The 23,304-nt window shown below is 65.4% G+C and carries 19 protein-coding genes and 2 pseudogenes; 14 read left to right on the top strand and 7 right to left on the bottom strand.

The window, feature by feature from the left end:
• Positions 1-143: 143 nt before the first annotated feature.
• Positions 144-887 carry an acetolactate decarboxylase gene (gene budA, locus G448_RS0111880; RefSeq protein ID WP_026408159.1) on the bottom strand — a complete coding sequence of 248 codons (744 nt, stop codon included), beginning with the start codon at positions 885-887 and terminating at the stop codon, positions 144-146.
• A gap of 123 nt (positions 888-1,010) precedes the next feature.
• On the opposite strand from budA, the gene G448_RS0111875 reads away from it, so the two are divergent.
• The 5 genes and pseudogenes from G448_RS0111875 to G448_RS17160 all read left to right on the top strand — a co-directional run bounded on the left by G448_RS0111875 (position 1,011) and on the right by G448_RS17160 (position 8,659).
• Positions 1,011-2,042 (top strand): hypothetical protein, encoded by a 1,032-nt coding sequence (locus G448_RS0111875; protein WP_026408158.1) that lies wholly within the window; start codon positions 1,011-1,013, stop codon positions 2,040-2,042.
• Positions 2,043-2,931: 889 nt separating this feature from the next.
• Positions 2,932-5,529: a DUF7926 domain-containing protein gene (locus G448_RS0111865; RefSeq protein WP_026408156.1), complete on the top strand. Its 2,598-nt coding sequence runs from the start codon at positions 2,932-2,934 to the stop codon at positions 5,527-5,529.
• Between the two features lie 288 nt (positions 5,530-5,817).
• Entirely contained in the window at positions 5,818-6,771 is a 954-nt protein-coding gene (locus tag G448_RS17760; RefSeq protein WP_211228015.1) for an AAA family ATPase, read from the top strand.
• A complete protein-coding gene (locus G448_RS18265) occupies positions 6,768-7,349 on the top strand; it encodes a hypothetical protein (RefSeq protein ID WP_156911035.1) in 582 nt (193 codons plus the stop codon). Before G448_RS17760 ends, G448_RS18265 begins: the two co-directional genes overlap by 4 nt.
• Positions 7,342-8,659, top strand: a pseudogene (locus G448_RS17160) (ISL3 family transposase). The gene G448_RS18265 and the pseudogene G448_RS17160 overlap by 8 nt, the downstream one beginning before the upstream one ends.
• A 137-nt stretch (positions 8,660-8,796) precedes the next feature.
• Here G448_RS17160 and G448_RS18260 read toward each other — a convergent pair.
• On the bottom strand, positions 8,797-9,534 hold the full coding sequence (locus tag G448_RS18260; RefSeq protein WP_156911034.1) for a hypothetical protein: 738 nt from the start codon (positions 9,532-9,534) through the stop codon (positions 8,797-8,799).
• Between the two features lie 965 nt (positions 9,535-10,499).
• On the opposite strand from G448_RS18260, the gene G448_RS16455 reads away from it, so the two are divergent.
• The 4 genes from G448_RS16455 (at position 10,500) to G448_RS0111835 (ending at position 12,751) form a co-directional block, all read left to right on the top strand.
• Positions 10,500-10,841, top strand: coding sequence for an HAD family hydrolase (locus G448_RS16455; protein ID WP_051269014.1), 342 nt, complete (start codon positions 10,500-10,502; stop codon positions 10,839-10,841).
• Positions 10,842-10,912: 71 nt separating this feature from the next.
• Positions 10,913-11,308, top strand: coding sequence for an HAD family hydrolase (locus tag G448_RS19280; RefSeq protein WP_425393664.1), 396 nt, complete (start codon positions 10,913-10,915; stop codon positions 11,306-11,308).
• A 348-nt stretch (positions 11,309-11,656) separates the two neighbouring features.
• Positions 11,657-11,791: a hypothetical protein gene (locus tag G448_RS19045; protein WP_281170956.1), complete on the top strand. Its 135-nt coding sequence runs from the start codon at positions 11,657-11,659 to the stop codon at positions 11,789-11,791.
• 138 nt (positions 11,792-11,929) lie between these two features.
• Positions 11,930-12,751, top strand: coding sequence for a hypothetical protein (locus G448_RS0111835; protein WP_026408154.1), 822 nt, complete (start codon positions 11,930-11,932; stop codon positions 12,749-12,751).
• Positions 12,752-13,091: 340 nt separating this feature from the next.
• On the opposite strand, the pseudogene G448_RS16450 reads toward G448_RS0111835, so the two are convergent.
• The 5 genes and pseudogenes from G448_RS16450 to G448_RS0111810 form a co-directional block, all read right to left on the bottom strand.
• Positions 13,092-13,490 (bottom strand): annotated as a pseudogene (locus G448_RS16450) (RloB domain-containing protein); the annotation flags it as partial.
• Positions 13,406-14,767: an AAA family ATPase gene (locus tag G448_RS16445; protein ID WP_084436718.1), complete on the bottom strand. Its 1,362-nt coding sequence runs from the start codon at positions 14,765-14,767 to the stop codon at positions 13,406-13,408. The pseudogene G448_RS16450 and the gene G448_RS16445, both read right to left, overlap by 85 nt.
• A gap of 297 nt (positions 14,768-15,064) precedes the next feature.
• Positions 15,065-15,583, bottom strand: a complete 519-nt coding sequence (locus tag G448_RS0111820) for a hypothetical protein (RefSeq protein ID WP_026408153.1) — start codon at positions 15,581-15,583, stop codon at positions 15,065-15,067.
• Complete coding sequence (locus G448_RS17155; RefSeq protein ID WP_051269012.1) at positions 15,580-16,869, bottom strand: AAA family ATPase; 1,290 nt, start codon at positions 16,867-16,869, stop codon at positions 15,580-15,582. Before G448_RS17155 ends, G448_RS0111820 begins: the two co-directional genes overlap by 4 nt.
• Positions 16,870-17,202: 333 nt before the next feature.
• Entirely contained in the window at positions 17,203-17,931 is a 729-nt protein-coding gene (locus G448_RS0111810) for an SDR family NAD(P)-dependent oxidoreductase (RefSeq protein ID WP_026408152.1), read from the bottom strand.
• A gap of 353 nt (positions 17,932-18,284) precedes the next feature.
• Here G448_RS0111810 and nrdF point away from each other — a divergent pair, with 353 nt between their 5' ends.
• From nrdF to G448_RS16430, 5 genes are all read left to right on the top strand, one after another.
• Entirely contained in the window at positions 18,285-19,259 is a 975-nt protein-coding gene (gene nrdF / locus G448_RS0111805) for a class 1b ribonucleoside-diphosphate reductase subunit beta (RefSeq protein ID WP_026408151.1), read from the top strand.
• A gap of 50 nt (positions 19,260-19,309) precedes the next feature.
• On the top strand, positions 19,310-20,278 hold the full coding sequence (locus G448_RS18580) for a helix-turn-helix domain-containing protein (protein WP_211228014.1): 969 nt from the start codon (positions 19,310-19,312) through the stop codon (positions 20,276-20,278).
• Entirely contained in the window at positions 20,275-20,733 is a 459-nt protein-coding gene (locus G448_RS0111795; protein WP_169720852.1) for a hypothetical protein, read from the top strand. Before G448_RS18580 ends, G448_RS0111795 begins: the two co-directional genes overlap by 4 nt.
• A gap of 70 nt (positions 20,734-20,803) precedes the next feature.
• Complete coding sequence (locus tag G448_RS0111790; RefSeq protein ID WP_026408149.1) at positions 20,804-22,246, top strand: LssY C-terminal domain-containing protein; 1,443 nt, start codon at positions 20,804-20,806, stop codon at positions 22,244-22,246.
• A gap of 211 nt (positions 22,247-22,457) precedes the next feature.
• A complete protein-coding gene (locus G448_RS16430; protein ID WP_245572317.1) occupies positions 22,458-23,291 on the top strand; it encodes a hypothetical protein in 834 nt (277 codons plus the stop codon).
• The last annotated feature ends 13 nt before the right edge of the window (positions 23,292-23,304 follow it).

Raw genomic sequence — 23,304 nt, 5'->3', positions numbered from 1 at the left:
CCGACGGAACCGGACGCGGGGCCCAGCCCAGGGGCTCATTGGCTCGGCGCCCCGGCGGCCCAGGGGCGCCGTGACCCGAGTCGTCCAGGAACGCGCGGCTCGGCTCGGCGGCTCAGGGGCTCAGTGGTGCCGTGCTCGCGCGCTCAGTGGTGCTCGACCCGGCGGATCTCCTCGCTCATGTCCTCGCTCAGGTCGGCAGCCCCGAACTCCTCGGTCAGGGGCAGCCTCAACCGGAAGTCGGTGCCGAGGCAGAGCTCCACAACGCCCCTGGTCAGCTCGAAGTCCACGAGGTGGCCGCCCCAGGTGCGCTCGTCGTCGATGACGTGGGCGTGGCAGCCGGCCACCGAGATCCCCTGCTCGTACAGCGGCGTGCGGAAGCCGGCCACCGTCCCCTCGAAGTCCTCGCGCCGCACGATCTCCTCGCCGTCGGTGGCCTCGACCATGGGCCGGTAGGGCCTCTCCTGCTTGACCACGGTGCGCGCGCTCGCCCACGCGAAATGCCCCGTCACCCGCAGCGCGTACATGTAGTTCGAGCTCGGCACGAGGGCGTCGATGACCTCGGAGAACTCCCTGCGGCTGAGCGCCCCGCCGGCCCCGCCCACCTCCTGGCGGATTCCGGGCACGAAGTTGGTGACGACGGCGTACGGGGTGCGCTCGCTCAGGTCGGGCACGCTCACCGACCCGTCGCCGCGCAGCCGGTAGCAGGTGCCGCCCAGGATCACCATCTCCCCGTCGAGCCCGTTGAAGGTGCCGATCCCGAAGGAGCCGTGCCCGAGCAACTCGGCCAGGGTCATCTCGTCCTCGTAGACGCCTTGGGCCAGGGATGCGATGAGACTGGTCTGGAAGATCTGGTGGCGAGTGACGGTGCGGGTCTGCGAGGACGTCATGGCGCCAGGGTAGCGACGGATCCGGCTCGGGGGGCGGGAGGGTTTGCGCCTGCCCGCTCCCCTCCCCGCAAGGGGCCGATCCCATTCCTTCCCCCGCAGGGCGCCCGATCCTAGAGTCGGGTCATGGTCCGACCGCGTGCACGCTCCATCCTCCTCGTCGTCCTCGGGGTCGTCATCGGCTTCGCCGTCGGCTCGGGGGCGACCCTCACCCTGGTCGACGCCTGGTTCAGCGGGCGCACCGATCCCGATCCCGAGGACATCGCTGCTGCCGGACGCTTGCAGGCGGCTCTTGAGCAGGCGGGGCAGGAGCAGACACTGCTCATCGGCCCTAGTGTGAGAGAGAATCCCGCCGGCTCGGGCGACTACGAGCTCAGTGCGACGTTGCCCGACGACACGGGGCTGGAGGAGGTCCTCACGATCTTCGATGGTGTCGAGGCGACCGTCGAGCAGGCGGACGTGGGTATGGGGGATAAAGGCCGCCTGAGCCTTGCGTGGACTGTCGGAGGAGAACGGATGGGTGCGGAGGTCGGCCTCAGCGGTACCTCCACCGGCACGCTTCGAACCGGGCTCACGACGGCGCTCGCCGCGGTACAGGCCGGCGCTGAGCGCGCCAACGTGGCGATGAGGAACTCTCCGAAGGCAGTCGAGGTCGACTGGGGCGAGGCCGAGGCCGCCGGCCTCTCGGCGGCCCGGCCCGGCCAGGAGCAGAATCCGGCGGGCGATGCCATCATGTACTCCCAGACCGCCTGGGTGGATCGCGTTCAGGTGCGGATTGAGACCGAACCGGGGGCCCGGAGTCTGATTGAGACGGATATCGCAGGCTGGGTGACTGCCGCGAAGGACGCCGGTTTCACCGACGTGCGGCTGAGAGCCTCGGACTCCGGCATCTGGCGCTCCTTCCGCGTCTCAGACGCCAGGAGCAGCTCGGACGTCGAGGCGGTGGCTCCGCCGCTCCTGGCGGCTATTGATCGATGCGACGTCAGTACTGGAACGGAGTTGAGCACTGGCCAGCAGTATGGCAATGACGCCGCGCGCCTGGAGTACGACTGCCGAGACGGATGGCTTGCGGTCGCCGAGGAGTCCGCAGACGAGAACACGAGGGAGACGACGGACCCCGAGGCCGCGCAGCGGGCCCTGGACGCCGCCCGGCGGTGAGGCGACGGCGGCCTCCGGCGTACCGGTCCGCATCGCCGAAGGGCTGCCCGCCCTCGTCCATGGGCTCTTCGCCTTCCGCCTGCCGGACTCTCCGCGGTTGCTCGTGGTACGCGGCAGCGGAGAGCAGAGCGCGAGAGGAGGTCGTGCCCTCATGGTGGGGCGCGTGGGACTCCTGAGACATCACGGGACTCATTCGGGCGAGGACGTGACCAAATCTGCCACAAAGGCGCTGCAAGGCGGAATCAGCGACGGAAAGAAGCCCGGAATATCAACGATTCATTGTGCGCCCTCCGACGAGATCCGGGCCTTTGTGGCAGATTCGGACATTTTCTGAGGTCAAGACCGTCGTGATCGCCTTGTCGCGCTGGCGCCTGGTCCGGGTTCTCAGGGATGTGACCGATCCTGGTGATTGGCGGGGTGTGCGTTATGGCCTGTTCACGGTTCTGTCCCTGGCCGTGACGGGGGTGGCGATCTCGTCCACCCGCACCGCGGGGCTCATAGAAGTATGATCTCAGTCAACTAAGTGGCGCAGGCTCACATGCGGCATCCGTATCTATTGTGATGCCTTGATGGCCGGGCGCCGGGGAGCGGGCACGGCGACGCAGGGAAATGGGCGTGGGAGGCCGCCGGCTCGCAGTCGGCCCCGCTCAGGCTGGTTATGGGCGGTCGCGTTTGTCGTCGAGCCGTCGAACCGAGGTAGGTGCCGGGGTGAAGCTCTCGGTGACGACTCGGGGTTCCGAGCGTCCTGATGCGCCTTAACGGGGTGGAGACCTAATGGCCGCAGTTTCGTGACCGAGTATGAGACGCGCATCATGGATTGTCTGTCAAGGTGATCTCTAGATTCAGGGAACTCTCAGATTAACCTCGTATTTTTCTCGAAGGGTCGACTGTGTCCACCATCCCCATTCCCAGAGCGCTTGGCACTCCTGCGCGTGCGGTGGGTGCGCTCGTCGCACTTGCTGCGCTCGTCGCCACGCTCCTGACTGTCCTGTCCATGCAGGCCCGAGCCGCCAACAACCCGTCGATCACCGTCTCCGGCCTGTCCCTGGTGGTCTCCAACGCCAACGGTGCCGAGGAGCCGGACAACACCTCGGTCAAGGTCGATGACATCCTCAAGCTGAAGTTCTCCTGGGACGCTCGCAACGCCAATGCCAAGAGTGGGGACTCCTTCCAGATCGGGCTTCCCGAGCAGTTCCGCAACCGGGAGCGCCTGTCCGAGCCGATGAAGGTCATCCACCAAGGGGAGGAACACACGATCGGTGAGTGCGTGATGGACGACCGCACCATTACCTGCACCTTCAACGCCGACCTTGACACCATCGTTGCTCAGGGCTTCACCGGTCTGCGGGGCGACGGTTCGGCACTGGTGGTGGCTGCTGCGACCACTGATGCGGCCAACGTGACGATCAATGCCAACGGTAGGCAGACCGAGGTGCCTGTGCCCGGCGGCAAGATCTCTGAGAACGTCGGCCCCGACTACACGCCGCAGTCGCTGAGAAAGTGGGCCTTCGACGTCACCAGCACCTCTAAGACGGTGGACTGGGAGCTGACTTTCGGACCTGACCAGGTCAAGGCGGCCCTTGAGAGGAACGGCGGCTCTCTGACGGTCGACGGGAAGACCCGATCGACCATCACCTTCACCGACCAGCTCGGTCCCGGACAGGCCTATGTCCCGACCAAGAGCGAGTGGAAGCTGAACATCGGCACTGCCCAGGGCCGGGACAAGCTTTACGGCCAGGTCACGGACGCCAGCGGCACCGACCAGGACACCAGCCAGGGAGACTTCGACCTCGACGTCGAGGTCCAGGGCAACACCGCCACCCTCAAGGTGACCGGTCCCTTCGCGCCGCAGACCAACTACCACATCTACTACGCTTCGACCCCCACCACGGCCGACGGTGTCGTCCAGGCCGGTGTGGAGTACACGAACAAGGCCTCCGCGGTGGGGACCGATCTGGAGCACTCCTACTCGGTCTACTACTCCAGGTCCTTCACCATCAACGTCACCATGGAACCGGGATTCGGCGGGCTGGACATCACCAAGCTCCTCACCGGATCCGAGACCGGTAAGGTGCCGGCCGGCACCACCTTCGAGGTCCAGATCACCTATGCCCTGCCCGGCGGCGCTACCGTGGACACCTACCCGGGGTGGAACGCTCCGGGGACCGTCCGCGCGGACCGCACCGGCGGTGACACGTCCATGACAGTCACCGCGGGGGAGAAGGCCGTGTACAACGGCACCTTCCCGGCGGGGACGGTTCTGTCCCTCAATGAGGACACGACGTCGGCCTCGAGCACTCCCGCTGGCGTCGCCTGGGGGCGCCACACCTTCACGGTGGCGGGCCAGATCACCAACAGCCTGACCATCGAGGACCAGAAGTCCACGGCCGTGACACTTCGCAACTCCGCCGACCCCGCCCCTGCGGAGGAGGGTGACTTCACGGTCACCAAGGTCCTGGCCGGCGACGGCGACTTCAGCAAGTCCACCTTCGAGTTCGCCTACACCTGCACCGACGGCACCGAGGGGTCGCTGACGGTGACGGGAGCCGCGACCTCGGAGAAGTCCAAGAAGATCAAGGCGGGTTCGACCTGCACCGTCACCGAGGACAGCGCCAAGGCCGGTCAGAACGGATACACGCTGACCGCCCCGGCCGCGCAGACCGTGGAGATCATCAAGGACCAGACAGCCGCGGTGACGATGACCAACACCTACGCCCGCGACATGGGTACCTTCTCGGTGACCAAGGCCATTACCGGTCTCGAGTCGGTGGACAATGAGTTCACCTTCTCCTACACCTGCGACAACAACGTGAGGGGCACTGTGAAGGTCAAGGCCGACGGATTGGTGGTCTCCGGACCCGAGCTGCCCGTGGGCACCACGTGCACCATCGAGGAGGACGCTCAGTCCGCCGTGGTCCAGGGATACACCCTGGAGGTGCCCGCCGCCCAGACGGTGACCATGAGAGAGAAGGAGCAGGCGGTGCTCGTGACCTTCACGAATACCTACACTCCTGAGCCGAAGCCTGAGCCCTCGCCGACTCCCACACCGAGCGAGTCCCCCGAGCCGACGCCGAGCGCCTCGCCGACTCCCAGCGAGACCGCGACACCGGAGCCCAGTGAGTCGCCGTCGCCGACGCCGTCCGCGTCGCCCAGCGAGTCGGCCTCGCCGTCTCCGTCGGCGAGCGAGTCTCCGTCGCCCAGTGAGACCCTGGACCCGAGCGAGTCCCCCTCGCAGGACCCGACGCCGAGTACGTCCGCGTCGCCGAATCCGAGCGATCCCGCTACTCCCGGTGACCCGTCCTCGCCGAGCCAGCCTCCGCAGGTCGGGCCCAGCGACCCGCCGGTGCCCGGCTCGGCGTCCGGAGTGCCCAGTGTTCCCTCCGGGGGCCCGCTGGCCAGCACCGGTGTCAAGGTCGGCCTGCCGCTGGCTTTCGCCGTCCTCGTCGTGATGGGAGGCGCCCTGCTGGTGAGCCGCCGCCGCGCCTGAGACGGGCGGTAGTCCTCACCTCTCACAGGGGATACGCCCCCGAGCCCGCCCAGTCCTACGACGGGGTGCGCTCGGGGGCGTCGCCGATTTCATTGTGTGGCGCGTGGTGGGTGGCCTGGGGCAGCCGAGGAGCGCCGGCTGAGGATGGAGGCCTGGTGGTCTGAGGCGGGAGCAGCGTGCGGAGTGTCAACGTCCAGATGGAAATAGAAGTCGGTATCTGCCGTTACCATTGAGTCGGAGGCGGCGTGAGCCGCTTCCTGGGACCTGATCGTTGGGAGCACACTAGTGGTGCGCGGAGACCTGCTTCTCGACTTGGTTGAAGCTGAGCGTCGTGGCGATCGCGACCGCTTCCGAGTCGTCGTTGAAGGGATGATCGCCGAAGAGCGCGCCAACCAGCATCATCTTCTTGCTGACCGCCTTTCCGAGATCATCATGACAAGTGGGCAAGGGCTGCCCAGAGACGATCAAGCAGCATCTGTTCGCGATCTGGTCCAGGAAGTGATTCCTCAGCGCCGGTTGGATGAGCTTGAGCTGGATCCGGTGGCGCAGCGTGTTGTCTCTGAGCTCATCGAGGAGCAACAGCGCGCCGACCTCCTACGAAGTTACGGGATAGAACCCCGCCACCGTCTCCTGCTCGCCGGACCTCCTGGTAATGGCAAAACCAGTGTTGCCGAGTCGATCGCGGCAGAACTCATGCTTCCTCTTTACGTGATCCGTTACGAAGGCGTGGTGTCGAGTTTCCTCGGGGAAACGGCGTCACGTTTGGATCATGCCTTTGAGTTCGTGCGAACCCGCCGATGCGTCCTCTTCTTCGATGAGTTCGACACTGTCGCTAAAGAGCGCGCTGACGAACATGAGACCGGGGAGATCAAGCGCGTTGTCTCCACACTTCTGCTCCAGATAGATCGGCTCCCTCCACATGTCATCCTGGTTGGTGCAACGAATCATGACGAGTTGCTGGATCGAGCGGCATGGCGGCGCTTCCAGATCCGTACCGAGTTGAATTCTCCAACGAGGGCGCAGGCTACCCGCTTCCTGGAACGACTTGCACAACGCTTCGGTGGCGATCTTGGTGACGCCCCGAGGACGCTGGCGGATCGCCTTGCGGGATCCAGTTTCGCGGAGTTGGAGGAGTTCGCCATGGATGTCCGACGCCGCACCATTCTTGAGCTACCGGACGCCAATATGCGTCGGATCGTCAAAGAGCGTCTTGAGCACTGGACGGGCACGGCCCACTCATGAGCGACGACGCTCGGCCGCTTCTTGCGTTTGACTCGCCTTCCGTTGGAGAGCGGATAAAGCCGGGAGCACATCCTCCGAAAGTGGTCGGTCCGGGCGGTAGAAGGCAGGGTGAACGGCTCAGCCCTCGATTTAAAGAGCTTACCGATGCCTTCGAGGCAAAGCGTGCTGAGTTGGGAGAGGGAACGCCGGTTGAGGCAGATCCGTCACTGGTGATTGTGCTGGACCTGGCAGGCAGCGTCGAAGAATTTTACAAGACAGTGAATAAAATTGAGGGTCTCGAGTTCCTTGCAGAGATGGTGGGAGACACGACCGACCCCGATGGTGACTTCTACATCCAGGATCGTGGGAAAGAGCGTTCAAAAAAGTCAGTCGAACACTCACTGTATCTAGTGATGTCCAACGCCAGGGCTGTCGATCAGATGGTCTCACTCTTTGGTCGTTGGGAAAAGGACCCTAAGACCAAGTTCGAGCGGGGCTTGGGTAAATTTAAGAATGTGTTTTCTCAATTAGTGGACCTTTGCCGTTGGGGGCCTGAGGATCGCGTAAGAGAAACCGGTCTGATAGATCGACGTGCCTGAGGCTACCTTCGCCGGTCCTGATCTGATGACCTTCCTGGGCCTGGACGTCCCGGGGCTGACCACGGTGGGCCAGCTCCTCAACCCCTACAAGGGCCATTGTGGAGTGTCGTATGCCTGTTGGGTTTGAGGACTCGTTCTGCCGGTACTGCGGGACTCGGGGGGTGGCGTGTGGGACGGTGGTCTGGCGCCTGGCCCACGTGCCGGTGGGGTGGGGGCCCACGCAGCTGCTGGTGCGCGTGCGGCGCTTCGCCTGCACCCACTGCCGCCGAGTGTGGAGGCAGGACACCTGGGCCCTCGCCGAGCCGCGGGCGCGTCTGACCCACTCGGCAGTCGAGTGGGGGCTGCGGGCCCTTGGTCTTGAGTCCATGTCGATCTCCCGTGTCGCGCAGGCCCCGGGGATCTCCTGACGCACCGCCAACAGCGCGATCCTGACCCATGCACAGTCCGCGCTGCTCGACGACCCCCACCGCTTCGACGGCGTAGAGGTCCTCGGCGTCGACGAGCACGTCTGGCGCCGCACCAAGCGGGGCGACCGTTACGTCACCGTGGTCATCGACCTGATCCCCGTACGCGACCGGAGTGGTCCAGCCCGGCTGCTGGACGTGGCCCCGGGCCGGTCCAAGAAGGTCCTCAAGACCTGGCTCGCCCAATGTGACCAGGCCTGGCGTGAGCAGGTTGAGGTGGTGGCCATGGACGGTTTCAGCGGATTCAAGAGCGCCGCCGGCCAGGAGCTCCCACAGGTCCGGGCGGTCATGAACCCCTTCCATGTCGTCTCCCTGGCTGCCAGCAAGCTCGACGAGTGCCGCCGCCGCATCCAGAGGCAGACCACGGGACGCCGAGGCCGGGCGGGGGACCCGCTCTACCGGGCCAGGCGCACCCTACGCACCGGTGCCAGCCTGCTCACCGACGTCCAGGCCAGGCGTCTCGAGGCGCTGTTCGCCGACGAGCGTCACGCTCCGGCCCATGCCGCCTGGGGCCGTCTACCAGCGCCTGATCCAGGCCTACAGGGCCGACGCGACCCGGGCCTGGAAAGTAGCTGATGCAACGGCTCATCGACTCCTTGAAGCAGGCCATCCCCGACGGGCTGGAGGAGATCACGACCCTGGCTAAGACCCTGATTAGCCGCAGCCAGGACGTCCTGGCCCACTATCGACCGCCCCCGTACCTCCAACGGCCCCACCGAAGCGGCGGGCGGACGCCTCGAGCACCTGGGCGGCATCGCCTTGGGATTCACAAACCTCACCAGCTACACCATCCGCAGCCTCATCCACACCGGACGCCTCAAAGACCACCTGACAGCAACCACCTAAACCCGACGATAAACCTCACCCACCACACCCTCAAACACGAAGAACCCCCAAACAGATCAATAAAACTCGCCCACCACACTCGCAAATGCGAAGAGCCGGATAGTGGAACGCCAGCATTTCTCTACAAGCGGCCGGAATCATCGAATAGTCGACGTGAAATAGTTCTCAATCCACCCCCATGCAAGTGTTATCGCCAACAATGCGAGGAGTGGAAAACAGTACACGACAAAAAACGCCCATATGCCTCGTGTGCTGAGATTTAAGAATGCTCGCACAGCCTTACGACCCCCGTGTTGTTTGCAGAAATGCCATCGCTCAGCGCCGAAACATTTCTCTATTATTTCCTCGAACTTGGAGACGACTATTTCGGGGTCGGTGCGGCGTATATCCGCAAACACCCCCATTGAAATTACCCATAACCCAATTACGGCTACCGTTACTGTCGGATACAGCATCGATGTCTTACCTACTTCCATGGCCCCTTCGATGCCATGGGCCTTCATTGCATCGTCGACATCGATTGACACGACGGCACCCCAGAAAGCGGCAACACCGAGCATGAGGGCACTTAAGACCGTACGAAAGTACTGGTGTAAGCGATTAACCAGGGAATGCTGCTTAGTGGGCGGCTCTGGTGGTGGGATCAAATAACCAGCCACCAACAGGGTTGCTGCCGAAACGAACATGCAAATCAGAAATAAAACACTGACGTAGAGCAGTGTTCTGGAAGTATGGAAAATATGGTGTTCTAACATTCCTAAAAGGAAAATAACAGCTAGCGCGGCAGCTACCCATGCCCTCCAGAATTTGGCCATTCTCACAATAACTCGCAATGCGCCTTCATCGCGTACCCGCATGGTTGGATCGATGTTCATAATTGCTCCTTCCGCACCCGACAACCCTACCGTTCGGGGCTGCGAGCCACCGTACGGCGGGGGTACGACACCTATCCTGACCTCTTAACTCTTGTTAGGTGCGCGCACCACCGGGTCGATAGTTCCACCCACCGGCATCGAGAGAAGAGATACGTGGTACTCGGGGATTCCGGGGGTCTAGGGGTGTGGGTGCGGTCTGATCCGAGAGAGATGGCTGTGTCTGATGCGACTGAGGTGGTGGCTGAGGCGTTGATCGGTTCTGTGACCGGGGGGATCATCGATCAGAAGTAGTCGGCCCGGGCGGTTGTTCGCTCGGGCCAGGGGAGCAGGGCATGAACCTGGTGTGCCGGGGTCCGGCAGACCTGCTCAGTCAGCTCATCGAGGATGTACTCGGGATTGCCTTGGAGGTGGAGATGATCAGGCGCCTTGGCCTTGAGCGCGGCGGCGTCCCGGCGGATGCGGACATGCGTAATGGGGTGCGAGGAGCGGGATTGGGCTGGTTGGGATCGAGGGCCGCGCGGGATCGGGATGGCGCGCTCGAGCCGGTGGTCGTGCTCGAGCGGGAGTGCTGGCCAAGGGCATCGACTAGATCGTGCTCTCCGATTGACTGTGCGCGGTCTGACCGTGGGAGAGGATCGTTGCGCACTTCGAGGGGGTCTGCGGTGCCCGGGGTCTGCCAGGGACACGATCAGCCGGACCACGGAAGAAGGGTGACCGAAAGGGCCTGTCGGAGACGGATCAAGCACTGCGTGGGGGCGGACGGTCGTCCAGCAGTGCGTCGTGCACCTGATTTACTGCAGCCTTGCGCTCTGCTGGTGGGCAGCACCACGACGCGATCGTGAGATTCCTCAAGCCGGTCTGCGCAGCCCCGTGCCAGGTCGCGGTCAGGGGCCGCTTTGCCTAAAGATTAAGGCTAGTGCTGCGCGTGCAGCGAGATCCGTTACGACTCAACAGCGGATCGCCCTATGACCGGTGCGGTCATCGTCTTTGACATCGACGGAACGCTCATGGACCACGGGGCCGCGGCAGGCGAAGGCCTGGACAGCTTCCTTCACCTGATCGGGGCCGAGCCCACGCCGTCGCTGGGCGACGCCTGGCTTCGGGCAGAGCAAGAGCGCTTCACGGCATGGCGGGAGGGGAAGGTGAGCTTCGCCGAGCAGTGGCGCCTCCGTATGGCGAACCTGTTCGAGGTTCTGGGGAAGCCCGTCAGCGGTGAAGCGCAGCCGAACCAGTTCTTCGGGTCGTACCTGGCCGAGTACGAGCGCGCCTGGCAGGTCTATCCCGACGTGCTTGGAGGAATTGTGTGATCGCGGCTTTGAAATGGTGGTGTTCAGAAACGGCGATGACCAGCAGCAGAACATGAAGCTTGAACGGATCGGTGTCTGCGAGTACTTCTCGTGTGTGCTCACCGCCGACTCCTTGGGGAACCGCCAAGCCTCATCGGGAGACATTCGACAGGGCAGCCGAGGCGCTGGGTTCCGTGGGCTCGGGGCTCACCTACGTCGGCGACGACCTCGCACTCGATGTGCCGGCTGCGCGCGCTGCTGGTTGGCGGACGTTCCACCTGGACCGGTTCGGCACCAGTTGCGTCCAGGACTGCATCAGGTTGTTGAGTGAGTTTCCCGTGCTTCTCCGCCGGCGATGCGAGGAGGCAGTCGACGCTCATCTGAGCATGGCCTGGCCGACGACCCCGAGATCGGTCGTTCCTGACGGTGCATCACCACCACCATCAAACCCGGGGCGCGACAGGTCGTGGCGCACGCTCCGCCGATGACAAGGGTCAGTTACGTTCTTGAGGACCCTCGCCAGGGGCTGGCGTGACGGGGCGGTTGTGGTGGAAGCTGACTCCAGCGCGGGCTTCAGGGTGAAGGGATGACTAAGCACCATTCATCGTCCCCACGGGGCCCGCGCCCCCCTGTCCCAGCGACACACCATCTCTGACCAACCGGCTCAGATGCCTTTACCCATCGACTTTGCCGATCCCTTGAGGGTGCTGCCGGAACGAGACGGCGCCTGAGCACCGATAGCGTCGGAACTGGTGAGACACGGGCAGTCCTCCCCGTTCCGCGAGCCGGGCTGAAATGCCTACGGTGGCATCGTGGCTCGCTAATGGTCCGCAACGGTGGAGGCGGGGACGCTGAGGGCGGTGCGGGTGCGACAGGACGCCCGCATCCCCGCCCCCGGTGAGAAAACCTGGCTGATCGCCGACGTCCTGGCCTACCATGTCGTGCTCTTGGGCTACATCTGTTTTTGCTGAGGTGATCCTTTGAACGTCTGTGCCGCGACCTCTGCGGGCTGTGTCGCTCGGCGGCGCGCGCTGTCGCTGATGATCGGTGCTGTTGCTGTTAGTGCGATGTCCGGTTGTGGGCTTTTGAATTCCAATAAGGAGCGAAGGGTGAGGGAGTATCTTCTCGGCCTGAAGGGTGTTGACTCGGTCGATGTCTACGTCGAGCTCCTCGGCGACCAGGGCTATCGCTGGACGGTTCGCGTGAGGCTGAGCGACGATCCGCCCCAGGATGCTCTGATCACCGTGGTGGGCGAATCATTCGACAAGGTTGCGGAAATCGCTGAATCTCAGACGGTGGATATGGAGGTCGCCTGGGTGCAAGGGTCCACCGGTGTCAGGTGGAGCAGTAAGGCGACGGATGCGACGAAGGCGGTCGAGACGGTCGCCGGGCTCTGCACGCCCGCGGTTGACGGCATCGAGGTCGACTCTGGTGGAGCCCTGGTGCGGTATCGCGCCGTTGATAGTTTTCCGGATAACTGGATGGTTCCCCCTTCCTCCGATGCGTTGTCGCTCAGTCACCGGGACTTCGAACAGCATATTCGCATTGGCGGGCTGAGCGTGAGTACCCGGTATACTGGGCACGCTGATCTTAGTTCCGTTCCGCTCGAGCGGGTCTTCGAGGCGATGTCTCCAGCCGACAGAAACAGGGAGGGGGCGTCGATCGAATTGGATGACATGGACTTTGTGCATGGTCAGGTCCAACTGCGTGTGGCCGCCTTCGGCAGCTACGAGGATGGCCTCGACTCCGATGCCGCTGCGAGGGTGCTGGCTGTTGTCCTCGGGAATCGAGTCCTTCAGGGTGTTGAGCTCTCGACAGCCTGGGACGAGTCCGGTTCGGATGAGGTTCGCTTCGATATGAAGGACGGAAGCGTTGTGGGGGAGGGCCGGCCCCCGGAGAAGGGCGCAGTCATTCTCGCGGCGGCGCAGTAGGAGGCCCCCTCCTCGTCGTGACGGGTCGGCGTTGTGGCGGGTCGGCAGGCGGGCCGCGTGCGATGCGACAGTGGGCGTCGTGCGGCCTTGCGGTCAGTCCGCGCCCAGCTGCAGCCGGTTCCAGGATCGGAGGGCGAACCGGGCCCCGACAGTGCTACGGCTTATCCTGATGCGCTCGGTGATCGTCTGGCGGGTGCAGGTGGAACCAGTGCGCACGAGGTTGGTGGGCGGTGAAGGACCTCGTGTGGGATACCGCCAAGGGGCGGACGGTGCTCGGCTCGGGCTGGGGCCGGTGCGCCTGACTGCCCGTCAGTGACTGCGGTGCGGGTTCGGGTGGGAGTCAGGCATCGTTGAGAAGTCCGAGACTGCGGAGCAGGTGGGGCATCGTCGTCGACGGGCAGGTGCCCTGAGCGTCGATCTCGGGCTGCTCGTCCGTCGGCAGGTGGCACCTGTCCACGGCCTGCGCGGCCGCATCCCAGGGGAAGCTACCCGGGAGCGTCTTGGCGTTCTTCTTGCTGAGCCCTGTCAGTTTCAGGTAGTGCTCCTGCGCGTCCGCCTGGCTCTGGTAGTTCTGCACGGGCGCGTAGTGGGCGTTGAGCCAGGCCTCGAAGCAGGGCACGGAGACGACGCCGTGGACAACCGTCTGCTCGCTGCTCAGCTTTCGGCATGCGGCGAGGAAGGGGCGACGGTCCTGGCCGTCGTGGTCGACGACGATCCACACCTCCCTGTAGGCGTCGAGAGGTACTGGCGGAGGCTGGAGGCATCCACCCGGGGGATGGCGCCGAAGGCTCCGGCGAGGTAGCGGCGCTGCTTGTTCGTGCCCTTGCGGTTGGAGGGGAAGTCGGCGAGTGAGAAGAGCTCGCTGGCACCGGAGAGCGACTTCTCGCTCATCCGCACCTCGCCCGCCTCCAGGAGCTGGACGGGAGAGTTGTCCAGGAGTGCGGTGTCATGGGTTGTGAAGACGATCTGGGCGCCTCGGACGTTGAGGTCCGGATCCTTGAACATGTCCACCAGCGTGGCGGTCAGCGTCGGGTGGAGGCTCGCGTCGAGCTCGTCGATGCACAGGATCTGCCCCAGTCGCAGGGCGTCGATGGCGGGACCGACCGTTGCCAGCCAGGTGAGAGTGCCCTGACTCTCCTGGCCGATAGCCAACCGGTACTCCTCGCCGTCAGCCCCGCGGTGGCGGAGGACGAGGTGACGCTGGAGCTCCTTGAGCACCTCGGCGGGAACCTCGGCATCCTCGTCCTCGCTCCACGGAAACCGTCGCAGGAAATCAAGCACCTTCGGAGGGACCTCGCGCTCCTCGAGCTCAAGACCGACGATGCCGAGATCAGCGGCCCGAGCAATGGCGTTCACGATGCCCGTCCACTGCTCGGGGGCGTCCGCGAGCCGGCTCATCACCCACTGCAGGCGCGAGCCGCGCTCCTCATCGCTGTGGTGGATGAAGCGCATGGCTCGCAGGCTGCGCGCGATCGGAGCGAGGGCGGTGTGCTTGTACTTAAGGGCCACGGCGAGGAAGAGGTCCTGCGGCGTCGTGATCCGACGGACCTCGTTCGTGGCTCCCTTGAGGGTGGTGCCGGCCTCGATCGTGGGCTCGTCATCCTCGGGGGCCTGCGTGCGTATGAAGACCTTGCGCCAGCGCTGGCCCGCGGCCCAGAGCTCCTCACGCGAGATGCCCCAGTGGTGCGCCTCGATGCTGTAGCTGTAGCGCTCATTCTCGTGGGTGAAACCGATGGAGAAGCGGGAGGGCTGCGCCGCGTGGTCGTGATCGAGGCTGAAGGGCCGGTGCAGGATATTCCGCTGGCCGCCGACGGCGTGGTGGAGGCAGCCGAGCGCATTCAGGAGGGTCGACTTGCCGGAGGCGTTGGCGCCGAAGACCGCCGCCACACGCCATGTCTGCTCCCTCCACGACGAGCCGGCGCGCGGCGTCAGGGTCTTGAGCGAGCCCCGGGTGAGATCGAGGGGCGTCTCCTCGGCGTAGCAGCGGTAGTTCGCCACGGTGAAGTCGAGCAACATGAATCCATGCTACGTGGGAGCGCGTCCAAATGGGAAGGAATTTCCTGAATCGTCTCCATGGGCTGGCATAAGAGGGTGCCGTCGTTGCGGCTCGGCGTCGGTACCTCCGGCTCCCTTGCACTATGGGCCTGAGGCGATCCGGCTCAGTCTCGCCGGCCTGCCGGAGGAGGGTGCTGCACGGACGCGTCAGCGGTCCCGGTGCAGGGCGCCGGCGCCTGTGGTCGCTCAGGTGCTTATGCGCAGCCAGGGCGTAAGTGGGGGCCGCGTCCTAGAGGGAGGTTCCGCCGTTGGTCAGCATCAGCGTGTGCGAAGGCCGTCGACGACGCCCCGCAGCGTGGCGTCGAGGGTCCAGACGTCGACGTCATAGACCTTGTGGGACAGGTTCCTCGATGTAAGACGCCACTCCTCGATGATTGTGAGGTCACCGATCTCGAACACGCCGTCCCCGATGGAACGCTCGAGGTCGTAGTCGTGACCCCGGCCCTCCAGGAGCGCACGAACCACATCGGCATCCCAGGAGAAGGGGCTGAAACTCCACGGCTCGGTGCCGCTCAGCGTCTTGTCAAGAAACCTGGTGAAGGTTCTCGCGCAGGTCCTTCTCGCGTCGCCTTCTTTGATCCTCCTGATGTGTGCTCCCGTCTCAAGGACAGTCGCCATAGGGATCTGCAGGCTGACGCCTGCCTCGACCTTGGCATCGAACTCCTCGGCGACCGTTGCGGATCGGTCGTTTTCGTACGGCACATCGAGGATTTCCAGGAGGACACTCGTGTCGAGCAGTTCCAGGCGCTTGCGGGGAACGGGCGATGAACGGCTCATGCGATGAGGTCTCTGATCGAGCGCAGCGTCGGTGTGGGGGTGGGGCTGGCGGTGAGGGTCCCGCGGGCGACTTCCTGCCCAAGCCGTCCCGCCTGGACGAGTCGGAGGTAGTTCTCGTGCTCGATAAGAGGGATGAGGCGGCTCCGAGCATTCTCATCCCTACGAACAGTGATAATGCCCTCGTGGTCCTCGGGCTCGACGGCGTCGAGTAGTGCTGGACTGTGCGTTGTCGTGATGAGGGCGACGCGTTGATTCGTCGCCTCCTCTCGCAGCAGGGAGAGAATACGAGAGGCCTGGTCGGGGAAGAGCCCGTTCTCGATTTCCTCAACCACGATGGTTCTGCTCCGACGGGATGGGGTGTCGGCCTCCCGGGCTATGAGTAAGGTGGCCAGGATGGCGAGGTAGCGCAGTGTTCCATCGCTCATCGTGCTTGCCGGGATGAGGAAGTCGCCGTCTGGGCCGTGTTCCTTGAGCGCGACCATGACGTCAACTGGTGATGAGGCGTTCGGAAAACGACCTTCGGCGAAAGTGAGATCGGTTGCATTCGCGCCAACGAGGCTTCGAACCAGTTCGACCAGACGCTCCCAGAGCCGGGGGGTGGAGCGAAGGCTGTGCAACTGGGCTGACAGCGACGATCCGGTGCGGTCCGGTGGTGTTCCGAGGCGCACGTAAGAACGCATGCCCGAGGGTACGGGGTCGAGGACGAAGATTCCCGACAAGACCTCGATGACTCGCCGTGCGACGTCAACGACGAGCTTGCGGGACTTCGCGTCCTCGGGAACTCGCGTGGTCGCCTGAAAAGTCACCATCCGGTTGGCCGGCATGGAGAAGATCTTGGGGGAGCCGCCACTGTACACCTTGGCGGTAATGAGTCCGCTTCCGACGTCGTGCTGCGTCGCTTCGATGAGCGTGAGATTGCGGCCCCCGCTCAACCGTAGGCGCTCGCGAAGAACCTCGAATCGTTGCGGGTCGAGTTCGATGTCGAGGGTCGCGCGTGTCTCATCGCCGAGATCGATGGTCGCCCCGATGTCGATCGAGCCGTGGTTGAAGGGAGCGCAACCGCTAAGACCGCCGCGGAGGCCCGCGACCTCCGGATCGTCGCGATCCAGGTCCGTCAAAGTGCGATCCGATGAGAGAAGGGCGAGCAAGGACAGGGCGTCGAGTGTATTCGACTTCCCGCTCGCATTACGTCCGATGAGCATCGTCAGCGGTGAGAGTGGAAGCTCTTGGCGCTTGAAACTCTTGAAGCTCCTCAGATGAAGCGTGACTAGGTGAGGCGCATCCATGGTCGTGATAGTACTCCTGCGCTTTGCGGGGATGGGGCGGCGAGGCCCTCACGAGCGCCGTCCATTTATGCGCAGCCAGGGCGTAAGTGGGCGGAGTGAGGGTGTGGGACGATGCGCGCGGACGGACTGAATGATCCGTGTGAGGCGGGGATGGTGCCCGCAGAGCATTGACCGTGTGACGCACAGGGGCTGTGCTCGGGGCCGCCGTCAGCACGCGAGTCCGACGCCGTCGTCGGACTCGCGCGGACATGCCCGCCTCGCGGCCCCGGCAACCGGGCGCGGCGCCGTCGGACCGATCTCGGTGCGGAACTCGACCGATCTCGGCGAGGGGGCTCAGTCCCCGGACATGGAGGCCAGGGTCATCTCCATCACGCGGCTGGTCCCCTTGCTCTGCTTGCAGATGAACACGACGGCGTCGGCCAGGTCCTGCGGCAGCAGCATGAGACGGGCGTCGTTGCCCTCCCGCGTGCGCCCGGCCCCCACTTGGAACTCGGTGTTGGTGGCTGAGGGGCACAGGGTGCACACCTTGAGGCCCTGCTCGCGGAACTCGCGGTTGAGCGCCTGCGCCATGCCCCGGTTGGCGAACTTGGTGGCGGAGTAGGCCACCTCCATGACATGACCGTTGATGCCCGTGACGGAGGACACGATGATGAGCTGGGATTCCTCCTTCTTGATCATCTCGGGCACGGCGTGCAGGCAGAATGCGTAGGACGAGCGCACGTTGGTGTCCATCTGCACGTCGTAGGTCTCCATGGTGGAGTCCAGGAACGGCCCGGCGATGCCGATCCCCGCGTTGGACAGGAGGATGTCGATGCCGCCGAAGGTGTCCACGGCCAGCCCGACGGTCTCCGCCGCGGTGGACTCCTCACGGGCGTCACCGGCGTGGTGGACGGCCTGGACGCCCAGCTCACGGCACTGCCGGGCGATGTCCGCCAGCTTGTCCTCGGACCTGGCGGTCAGGACGAGGTTCGTCCCCTCCCCGGCCAGGGCGAGGGCGGATGCCCGGCCGATGCCGGAGCTCGCACCCGTGATGATCGCGGTCTTCCCGGTGATGTCCTGCATGGTTCTCCCCTTGTCGTTCTTGCCTTGTCGTTCTTGGCTGTGTTCCTGCGGCCGACTGGTCCACGAGCGCTCAGTCGCCTCCGAGGGGCTGCACGACCCCGGCGGGCACTGGTGACGACGGTCCTGGCGCCTACGGCAACCGGTGGACGCGGCGGGCGGCTGTGCGGTCATGGCGTCCTTCCGCCTGCGGGGCTGTGTTCCTCCGAGCGGGTGCCCGTGCGGCAGCTGCGGCAGCACGCTATCAACGCAGGCGGTGGCGAACCTGTCCCGAGGCGCGATGACGCGCAACGCCACGGCGCCCGCTCCGGCGTCGTCGTCGGTAGCATGAGGCGCAGCCAACCCGAGGAGGTCCCATGCCCGAGCCGATCAAGCTCATCGACCGCGTCCAGGCCATCAACTGGAACCGTCTCATCGACGACAAGGACCTGGAGGTCTGGGACCGCCTGACCGGCAACTTCTGGCTGCCCGAGAAGGTGCCGCTGTCCAACGACGTGCAGTCCTGGGCCACCCTGAACGCGGCCGAGAAGAACATGACCACCCGGGTCTTCACCGGCCTGACCCTCCTGGACACCATCCAGGGCACGGTGGGCGCCGTCTCCCTCATCCCCGACGCCCGCACCCCCCACGAGGAGGCGGTCTACACCAACATCGCCTTCATGGAGTCGGTCCACGCCCGCTCCTACTCCTCGATCTTCTCCACCCTCATCTCGACGGCGGAGATCGACGAGGCCTTCCGCTGGAGCGAGGAGAACGAGAACCTTCAGCGCAAGGCCCGCATCATCCTGGACTACTACCGCGGCGACGACCCCGAGAAGCGCAAGGTCGCCTCCACCATGCTGGAGTCCTTCCTCTTCTACTCCGGCTTCTACGCCCCCATGTACTGGTCCAGCCACGCCAAGCTGACCAACACCGCCGACCTCATCCGCCTCATCATCCGCGACGAGGCCGTCCACGGCTACTACATCGGCTACAAGTACCAGCTGGCCGTGCGCGAGTCCTCGGCCGAGCGCCAGGCCGAGCTCAAGGACTACACCTTCGATCTCCTCATGGAGCTCTACGACAACGAGGAGCAGTACACCGAGGACCTCTACGACGAGCTCGGCCTGACCGAGGACGTCAAGAAGTTCCTGCGCTACAACGCCAACAAGGCCCTCATGAACCTGGGCTACGAGGCGCTGTTCCCGGCCGACGCCGTCGACGTCAACCCGGCGATCCTGGCCTCCCTGTCCCCCAACGCCGACGAGAACCACGACTTCTTCTCCGGCTCGGGCTCCTCCTACGTCATGGGCACGGCCGAGGCCACCCAGGACGAGGACTGGGACTTCTGAGCGCATGAAGAGAGTGGATCAACTGGCCGACACGTTCTGACGGTAGCTCGATGGCTCGTTCTGATGAGCGGAGGTCTGTGTGTGCCAGTCCTCGAAAGGGCGCTCCTGCTCGCATCCATTTCTGCTTCATCGATGCTGAGTCTGTTGATGTTCAGGCGGAGATTGCTTCCGTCGCGCAGCAGGTCGTGGCGCCACTGGGGCTGTCGGGCCTGGCCAGAATGCAGCGAGAGGCGGACGTTGTAGGTGCGATCCTCGGGCGTATGCGAGCGATGGCGCGAGGGCAGCTGCCAGAGGGGAATCCTCCCGCCCTGTCGCCGGTCGTCTCCCAGCCCGATCTCTTCGAGCTTCGCTGGAAGTTCGCCAAGGAGAAGAATGCGGCGGTGCGGGCCTATCACGGTGAGCCCGGCGACCCCGACGTCGTCGTCGTGCGCATCCACCGCAAGGAGACGGATGCGCCGGTTGCCAGGCAACGCGAGCTGCAGAACGCGGTGATGGAGGAGGGTCAGCGCGTTTCACCGTGGGAGAGCAGTGCCACTGGGGCCATACCAGGGCTTGCCCTCACTGCCTCGACCTGTGATAGGTTACAATCTATGACTTCGATCCAGGTGTCCCTCCAGGAGCGGGGCTTCGATGAGCTGGTTGAGCACTCGGCGCGACTCGCTCAAGCCGATGACGAGATGCGATGGGCCCTCATCCAGACTCGCAAGGAGGCCGGCCTCTCGCAGCGCGACGTTGCCGAGATGATGGGCGTCAAGCAGCCGACGGTTGCCGCCTTCGAGAGTCAAGATAACGATCCTCGGCTCTCCACCCTGCGTCGCTACGCGCTTGCTGTCGGAGCGAGCGTGGAGCATCGCGTCACAACCTGGGGACATACGACCTTCGAGTCGGAGAGCTGGACGCCCATTCAGGCGCTTGGCGGAGGTTGGCCCATGGCGGTAGAGGCGAGCGCTGGCGATCCGCTTCCGATCCAAGCCGGGCGCACAGTTCCGCTTGTCGACGACTTTTCTGTGGCTGCATGAGTGCTGATCGGCGTTACGAGACTGCTCGAGGCCTGCTCCCAGTCCTCGAACTGAATCGTGTGACGCCCTACGAGGTTGCAGGCAGGCGCGTCCCCTCCCCTGAAACCACTGAGATCAAGAACTCGATGGAGTCGATGATCGGCGGCGAGGAAGGGGTGGACTTCGTCTTCCGGGTCCGGCAGCGGGTCAAGACCGACGAGGCCGAGATCACCGCCGACTTCGAAGCGGAGTACCGGTTCAGTGAGCCAGGTGGTCAAATCTCGGAGGAGGCTCAGCTCGAGTTCGCCGAGAAGGTGGCTTTCATGACGCTCGTTCCCTACCTCAGAGAGTCAGTTCATGCGACTGCCATGCGTCTGGGTGTGCGGCCGCCCCTGCTGGGAATGGTGCGCCAAGGCGAGTTCCGACTGCGTGCTGACGGCGACACCGTCGTCTCAGGCGACGATCCCCAGAATTAAGCGGGTCGGAGGCCTCGGCCTCGCCGTCGACGTCGAGTGCCGTTGGAGGGTCGTTCGATAGCGTGATCCCATGACGACACCCGAGGTGACTCGCCCCCGTCCGACGGCGCCGCCCGTCTACCGGGACGGCCCGTCCAAGATGACGGAGGTCGAAGCGCGCTCCTGGGGACTGGACGACGTGATCGACGCCGTCTTCTTCGCCGTCGCCGCCGCGTCCACCCTGTGGCTGGCCTGGCTGCTCATCGGCTCGGGGTGGCACCTGGAGCCCTGGCTGGTGCTCAACTCGGTCCTGTTCTGGGCGGTGCTCGCCTACCTGGCGATCCCCCGTCTTCACCAGGTGCTCACCTGGCTGTACGTGCCCGACTACTTCATCGGCCGCACCCGTACCCCGGACGGTCTTTTGGGCGATCCGGTCAACCTGGCGGTCCGCGGGGACGAGGACGACATCCACGAGGCCATGCGGGCGGCGGGCTGGGTCCGCGCGGATGCGATCACGCCCCGCTCCGCCCTGCGCATCGTCGTCTCCTCCCTGCTGCGCCGCTCCTACCCGGCCGCTCCGGTCTCCACCCTGATGCTCTTCGGCCGTGGCCAGGACTTCTCCTACCAGAAGGAGGTGGAGGGCAATCCCTCCCAGCGTCACCATGTGCGCTTCTGGCACACGCCGGGCGGCTGGGTCCTGCCCGGCGGCCGCAGCGTGGACTGGTTGGCCGGGGCGACCTACGACCGCTCCGTGGGGCTGAGCGCTCTCACCCTCCAGGTCACCCACAGGATCGACGCGGACATCGACATCGAGCGCAACTTCGTGGTCGACGACGTCCGCTGGGCCAACGCGCGTGCGAGACTGAGGGTGTGGCCGGACTTCTTCACCGCCTACCACGACAAGAACGGCGGTGGGGACCGGGTGGAGACCGACGGCGACCTCTACGTGCTGGACCTGCACGACGTCGTCCCCGACTCGCAGTACTCCGTGGAGCTGGCCCGCGCCCGGGCGGCCGATGCCGAGGCGAACCGTCAGCGCCCCTCCCAGCTGCTCGTCGCCCTCGTCCTCATCATGCTGCTGCTGGGGGTTCAATCGGCTCAGCTCTTCCGGAACCCCGCCGTGGAGACGGCGGCGGCCGAGCTCGCCCGGGACGGCGTGGCTCGGGCCGCAGGAATCGTCTACGGAGTGCTCAGCATGCTGTCGGCCGTCATGATCGCAGCCGTGGCGGCCCTGGGCGCGGCGGCCTGGCGCGGGCACCCGCGCGGGAGGACCGCCCTTCTCGGGGTGCTGACGCTCGCCGTTCTGACGGACATGGTCCAGGTCTCGGCCGTCGGGGTTCGGGAGGCGACGATGTCCCTCGTCGTGACCTCGGGACTGGGCGTCCTGGCTCTTCTGGCGCTCACCGCGCGCCCGGTCCAGCGCTGGGAGCGATCGCGCAAGGCCGAGCGTCAGGGGTGGGCGCAGTCGGGGGCAAAGCGGAGCGGGACGGACCAGGGCGGCCGGGCTCCGGCGCGGGCTCGCCGGGGCGGCTGAGCGCGGGGCGGCGACGTCGTCGGTGGTGCCGTTGGCGCGGTCGTGGTCGTGCCCCTCGTGCCCGCGCCGGTCGGCAGGAGCGCCCCGTAGGCTGCTGCCATGAGCGAGCACTCCGTGGGGAAGCACGACGCCGGCACCGCCTCTCCTGGGTCATCGACCCCTGGGACCTCCCGAAGGAGCGCGGATACCAGACGCGCCCGGCGCGCCCGACATGCTCGGGGGGGGCAGGCACGCCGCCGCCCCCGCCCGGGGGCGGCACGCGGCCCCCGAGCACGTCCGCTTCGGGGTGCCCTTCAACGGCGTCGTCCCCATCTGGCACGACAACGCCGAGATCACCTGGCATCGCGCCACCGACGGGACCGACTTCACCACGGTGCTCGGCCTGGGCGTGGTCGAGACCGAGCCCGGCCCGTCGGACGCTCCCGAGGGCTGGGTCGAGATCGTGGAGACCGGCACCCTGCTGACGCCCGGCGCCGATCCCGCAGACATCGCCGCCGGCGCCGAGTCCGGACCGATCCTGCGTCTGCGCGCCGAGGCCCCCACGGGCAGGCGCGCCTTCAACGATCCCCGGCGCGGCGCCGCCATCCCCCTGTCGCCCGCGCTGACCGTCGAGGAGGCCATGGGCCCCAGCCCCGCCGACTTCGACATCACCGGCTTCACCGTTCACCTGGCGCGGCTCATGCTGCGCGCCGCCCGCGACGGCGCCATCCTCCTGTTCACCCTGCGCGCCCCGCGCGACCCCGAGCCCCATCACGTGCTGAGCATTCCCAGTGATGTCGATTCCGAGCAGGTCATGCACTTCCACCTGGGCACCCTGCTCGAGATGGAGGGTGGCGCGTGGGACCACGCCGGCCACGCCGACGGCATGGCTCTGCTGGACCTCGACGTGCCCTACTCGCGGCTGCTCGCCGACTCCGGGCCCGACGAGGAGCAGGGCTTCGAGACCGCGGGTCTTATCGAGATGGCTCAGCCGGTCGTGGACGCCGTGCTCAAACCGGGCTACCCCTTCGCGCTCGGCAGCTCCTTCATCATGCCGCGGGGCTGACATCATGTCGTGC

The sequence above is a fragment of the Actinomyces gerencseriae DSM 6844 genome (assembly GCF_000429265.1).
Taxonomy (GTDB): domain Bacteria; phylum Actinomycetota; class Actinomycetes; order Actinomycetales; family Actinomycetaceae; genus Actinomyces; species Actinomyces gerencseriae.
Note: the sequence above shows the minus strand (reverse complement) of the source record. Positions and strands in the feature narration are given on the sequence as shown.